General features: G+C 75.5%; 4 protein-coding genes and 1 pseudogene. 2 read left to right on the forward strand and 3 right to left on the reverse strand.

Going from position 1 to position 4,538, the window contains the following annotated elements; all coding sequences use genetic code 11:
• Positions 1-113: 113 nt before the first annotated feature.
• Both FNQ90_RS13505 and FNQ90_RS13510 read left to right on the forward strand, forming a co-directional pair.
• Entirely contained in the window at positions 114-917 is an 804-nt protein-coding gene (locus FNQ90_RS13505; protein WP_143621814.1) for a class I SAM-dependent methyltransferase, read from the forward strand.
• On the forward strand, positions 914-2,152 hold the full coding sequence (locus FNQ90_RS13510) for a prenyltransferase/squalene oxidase repeat-containing protein (RefSeq protein ID WP_323379942.1): 1,239 nt from the start codon (positions 914-916) through the stop codon (positions 2,150-2,152). The genes FNQ90_RS13505 and FNQ90_RS13510 overlap by 4 nt, the downstream gene beginning before the upstream one ends.
• A gap of 78 nt (positions 2,153-2,230) precedes the next feature.
• Here FNQ90_RS13510 and FNQ90_RS13515 read toward each other — a convergent pair whose 3' ends face one another.
• From FNQ90_RS13515 to FNQ90_RS27370, 3 genes and pseudogenes are all read right to left on the reverse strand, one after another.
• A complete protein-coding gene (locus tag FNQ90_RS13515; protein ID WP_194432498.1) occupies positions 2,231-3,091 on the reverse strand; it encodes a DUF5336 domain-containing protein in 861 nt (286 codons plus the stop codon).
• Positions 3,092-3,332: 241 nt separating this feature from the next.
• Positions 3,333-4,028, reverse strand: coding sequence for a class I SAM-dependent methyltransferase (locus tag FNQ90_RS13520; protein ID WP_143621810.1), 696 nt, complete (start codon positions 4,026-4,028; stop codon positions 3,333-3,335).
• Between the two features lie 160 nt (positions 4,029-4,188).
• Positions 4,189-4,538, reverse strand: a pseudogene (locus FNQ90_RS27370) (hypothetical protein); the annotation flags it as partial.

Genomic DNA, 4,538 nt, shown 5'->3' on the forward strand with positions numbered 1-4,538 from the left:
CCCCCGCCCTCCCGGGGCCCCCGGTTCGGGAGGCGTGCCCCGGACGGTCGGCGCGCCCCGCGTCACCACGGGCTTCCGAGCAACCCGAGCAACCCGAGCAAGGAGTCGACCGCGTGCTGACCGTGGACTTCACCCGTTTCCCGCTCGCCCCCGGCGACCGTGTGCTGGACCTGGGCTGCGGCGCGGGCCGGCACGCCTTCGAGTGCTACCGGCGCGGTGCCCGGGTCGTGGCGCTGGACCGCAACGGTGAGGAGATCCGGGAGGTCGCCCGCTGGTTCGCGGCCATGCGGGAGGCCGGGGAGGCACCCCCCGGGGCCTCGGCCACGGCGATCGAGGGTGACGCCCTGGCCCTGCCCTTCCCCGACGAGAGCTTCGACGTCGTCATCATCTCCGAGGTGATGGAGCACATCCACGACGACATCGGAGTGCTCGCCGAGATGGTCCGCGTCCTGCGGCCGGGCGGTCGGATCGCGATCACCGTCCCCCGGTACGGGCCCGAGCGGATCTGCTGGGCGCTCTCCGACGAGTACCACGAGGTGGAGGGCGGACACATCCGCATCTACCGGGCCCGGGATCTGCTGCGACGGATCCGGGCCGCCGGCCTGCGCCCGTACGGCACCCATCACGCGCACGCCCTGCACTCGCCGTACTGGTGGCTCAAGTGCGCCTTCGGCGTGAACAACGACCGCGCGCTGCCCGTACGGGCGTACCACAAGCTGCTGGTCTGGGACATCATGAAGAAGCCGCTGGCCACCCGGATCGCCGAACGGACCCTGGACCCCCTCATCGGCAAGAGCTTCGTCGCCTACGCCGTCAAACCCCGCGTCGCCGTCCCGGCCCCCGCGCGCCCCGACACCGGGAGCGCGGGGAAGGTCACCGGCGCGGCCGACCCGGCGGGCGCGGCGGCCGGCACGTGAGGGCCGCCGAGGAACTCCCCGACCGGCTCGAACGGCTCGCGCTGCCCGGCGTGCTCACCGCGGAGGAGGCCGCCCGCACCACCGCCGGGCTGGTCGCCCTGCAACGCCCGGACGGCGCGATCCCCTGGTTCCGCGGCCACCACCTCGACCCGTGGGACCACGTCGAGGCGGCCATGGCGCTGGACACCGCCGGGGAGCACGACCGCGCGGCCGCCGCCTACCGGTGGCTCGCCCGCCACCAGTTGCCCGACGGCTCGTGGTACGCCGCCTACGCGGACGGGGACGCCGACCGGGTCACCGACCGTGCCCGGGAGAGCAACTTCTGCGCCTATCCGGCCGTCGGGGTGCTGCACCATCACCTGAGCACCGGCGACGACGCCTTCCGCCGCGAGATGTGGCCGATGGTGGCCGCAGCCGTGGACTTCGTCCTCGGTCTGGCCCGGGAGGACGGCGGGATCGGCTGGAAGCGCGAGGCGGACGGCACCCCCGTGCGCGACGCCCTCCTCACCGGATGCTCCTCCATCCACCACGCCCTGCGCTGCGCGCTGCGCCTGGCCGAGTTGGAGGGGGAGACGCGACCCGAGTGGGAACTGGCCGCCGGCGCCCTGGGACACGCCGTGCGCCGGCACCCCGAGCGCTTTCTGGACAAGTCCCGCTACTCGATGGACTGGTACTACCCGGTTCTGGGCGGCGCCGTCGTCGGCGCGGAGGCCCGGAGTCGACTGGCCTCCCGCTGGGAGGAGTTCGTGGTGCCCGGTCTCGGGGTGCGCTGCGTGGTCCCCAATCCCTGGGTCACCGGGGGGGAGAGCGCGGAACTGGCACTCGCCCTGTGGGTGGCGGGCGAGCCCGGGAGAGCGGAGGAGATCCTGCGCTCCATCGGGCACCTGCGCGCCGGCGACGGCCTCTACTGGACGGGGCGGGTCTACGCCGACCGCGCGGTGTGGCCGGAGGAACTGACCTCCTGGACGGCCGGCGCGGTGCTGCTGGCGGTGGCCGCCCTCACCGGGGACCCGGCCACCCGGGCGGTCTTCGGCGGTGCCGATCTGCCCCACGGCCCGCTGCCCGACTGCTGCCCGGACCGGACGCCCGGTCCCCCGGACCTGCCCGCGCCCCGGGGACACCGCTTCACCGCGGGGGGCGGGCCGGGGGACGGGACCGTGGACGCGACCGGGAACGGCACCGGCCGGGACGGCCCCGAGGGTCCCGGAAGGGCCGTCCCGGCCGGCGCCGGATGACTCCGTGATGATCGTGGGCCGGTCGCGCGGCGTGTTCCGGCGACCGGCGCCCCGCGGCGGGTCTCCGCCGTCGGAAGGTCAGCTGCGGTGGATGTCGGAGGTCTCGTGCAGCACGCCCCGCCGACCGTCCTGCGTCTGCGCCACCAGCGCCTGACCGCGCTGCTCGACCGCCAGGTACCAGGTACCGGGGGTGAGTTCGGCGATCGGGCCGGAGGAACCGTCCTCGGCGTACAGCGGACGCTGCGCCGGCACCGCGAACCAGAAGGGCTGGAAGGAAGGGTTTCCCCCACCGGCCGGCGCGCCCGGCTGCGGCTGACCACCCGGTGCGCCCACCGGTTGCTGCGCGGCCCCGGCCGTCTGCTGCTGCGGGTAGCCGTAACCGGGCTGCGGGTTCTGACCGGGGTGTCCCGGCTGCGGCTGACCGGGCTGTCCCGGCTCACCGAACGGCTGCTGTCCGGCGGGCGGGCCGGCCGGCTTCGGCCCCCCGGTCAGCGGCGCCCGGAGCGCCGGCACCAGCGGCGTGGCCGCGGCGGCGCCCGCCAGCAGCAGCGCGGCGAGGAAACCGAGGATCTTGCCGGGACCGAAGCCGCCGCTCGGGCCACCGATCAGGCCCCAGAACGCGGCCCACAGCGAGGTCACCGCCAGGGCGATGCCCCACTGCTCCGGACGCAGGCCCAGGACGTCGCGCTCCCGCATCGGCTGCGGCATGAAGCGCGAACCGACGATCAGGCCGGCGGCGATGAAGCCCGCCAGGAAGATGGAGGGCAGGACGGGGAAGATGTCGGCGTGCCACCCGCTGACCCCGCCGTACCCGCGGAAGCTGTAATAGTTCAGAAAGGAGGCGATGAACAGCAGGACCGCTGCTCCGATCACCACTGCGTCGCCTCGTGTGAGCGAGCGGTTGTTCACGTCTAGTCCCTCGTCGAAGTCGGTTGTCATCGATCCGTCGGCCCGTCCGCGCTCCGACCGGACCCGGAGTGGTCATGGCCTGATCAGGGCGGTGGCGGGCCCCATGCTACGGATCGGCGCGCGTCGGGTCCCGGGGGGAGGGCGGACTGTTGCCGGGGCGACACGCTTGTGATGCCCCCGTGACGTTGCCCGGTACTGCCCGGGGGGAGGGCCGCGGAAGCGTCTTCGGCCCGGAATTCACCCCGGGCGGCGGGTCGTTCGACCCGCCGGTTCACCCGTCGTGGCGGCGCAGCACCCGCAGCGACCCGGTCGTGGAGACGGGGGAGAAGTCACCCGACTCCACCGCCAGTCGCCAGATCCGGTACGGGGCCTGCCCGCCGTCGGCCGGATCGGGAAACACGTCGTGGATCACCAGCAGGCCCCCCGGGGCCAGTTGGGGCGCCCAGCCCTCCCAGTCGGCGCGGGCGTGCTCGTCGGTGTGCCCGCCGTCGATGAAGACCAGGCCGAACCGGGCGCCCGGCCCCAGCACCCGGGCCACCACCGGCGAGCGGCCCACGACCACCACCACGTGCTCCTCCAGGCCCGGTTCGCGGTCACCGAGGGTCCGCCGCAGGAAGGGCAGGGTGTCGGTCCGGCGCCGCTCGGGCGGCAGTTCCGCGTCGGCGGGGTCCCACAGTTCGGGGTCGTGCCATTCCCAGCCGTACTGCTGTTCCTCGCTGCCCCGGTGGTGATCGACCGTCATCACCACCGTGTCCGCGCGGCGGGCGGCCTCGGCGAGCAGCAGCGTGGAGCGTCCGCAGTAGCTGCCGATCTCCAGCAGTGGCAGGCCCAGACGCACGGCGACCCCCGCCGCCGCGGCGTGCAGGGCCAGCCCCTCGTCCTCGGGCATGAATCCCCGGGCCGCGCGGAAGGCCGCCCACACCTCCGGCGCCGGCGGCCCCGTCTCCGCGTCCCCGGTCAAATCCATGGTCGACGACTCCCGTTCCGTCCGCTCCGCCCGTGGTCCCGATCCGCCCGGCGGGTCGGACGGGCGGTCCGCCCCACTCTGCCGCACACCCGCGTCGCCCCGGCGACCGGGGTCCGTCGGGGCGACGCGGGTGGGACGGTGTCGGGACGAGAGGGAGCCCTCAGCGGCGGGCCGGCGGCGCCAGGTGCAGGGGCACCGGGCGCGAGGGGGTCGCCGCCCCCGCGCCCATCGGGACCCGCTCGGCCGGACCGGGGGGCGGCCCCTCCGGGCCCGGGGACTCCGCCGGGTTCTCCGGGCCCGGGGACTCCGAGGACTCCGGCAGGTCCGGCAGGTCCGGCGGAACAACCCCGGGGCCGGTTCCGGCGAGTTGTTCGGGCGGATCCCCGCTCCGGCCGGACCGGGCGGGGGAGGCGCCCTCGCGGCCCGACTCCACCGCCCCGGGAGCCGGGCCGGTCCGCCTCGACCGGTCGGCCGGGCGGGGGAGGGAGAACCACGCCCCCGGCCCCGGCT

Source organism: Streptomyces alkaliphilus, from assembly GCF_014141535.1.
Taxonomy (GTDB): domain Bacteria; phylum Actinomycetota; class Actinomycetes; order Streptomycetales; family Streptomycetaceae; genus Streptomyces; species Streptomyces alkaliphilus.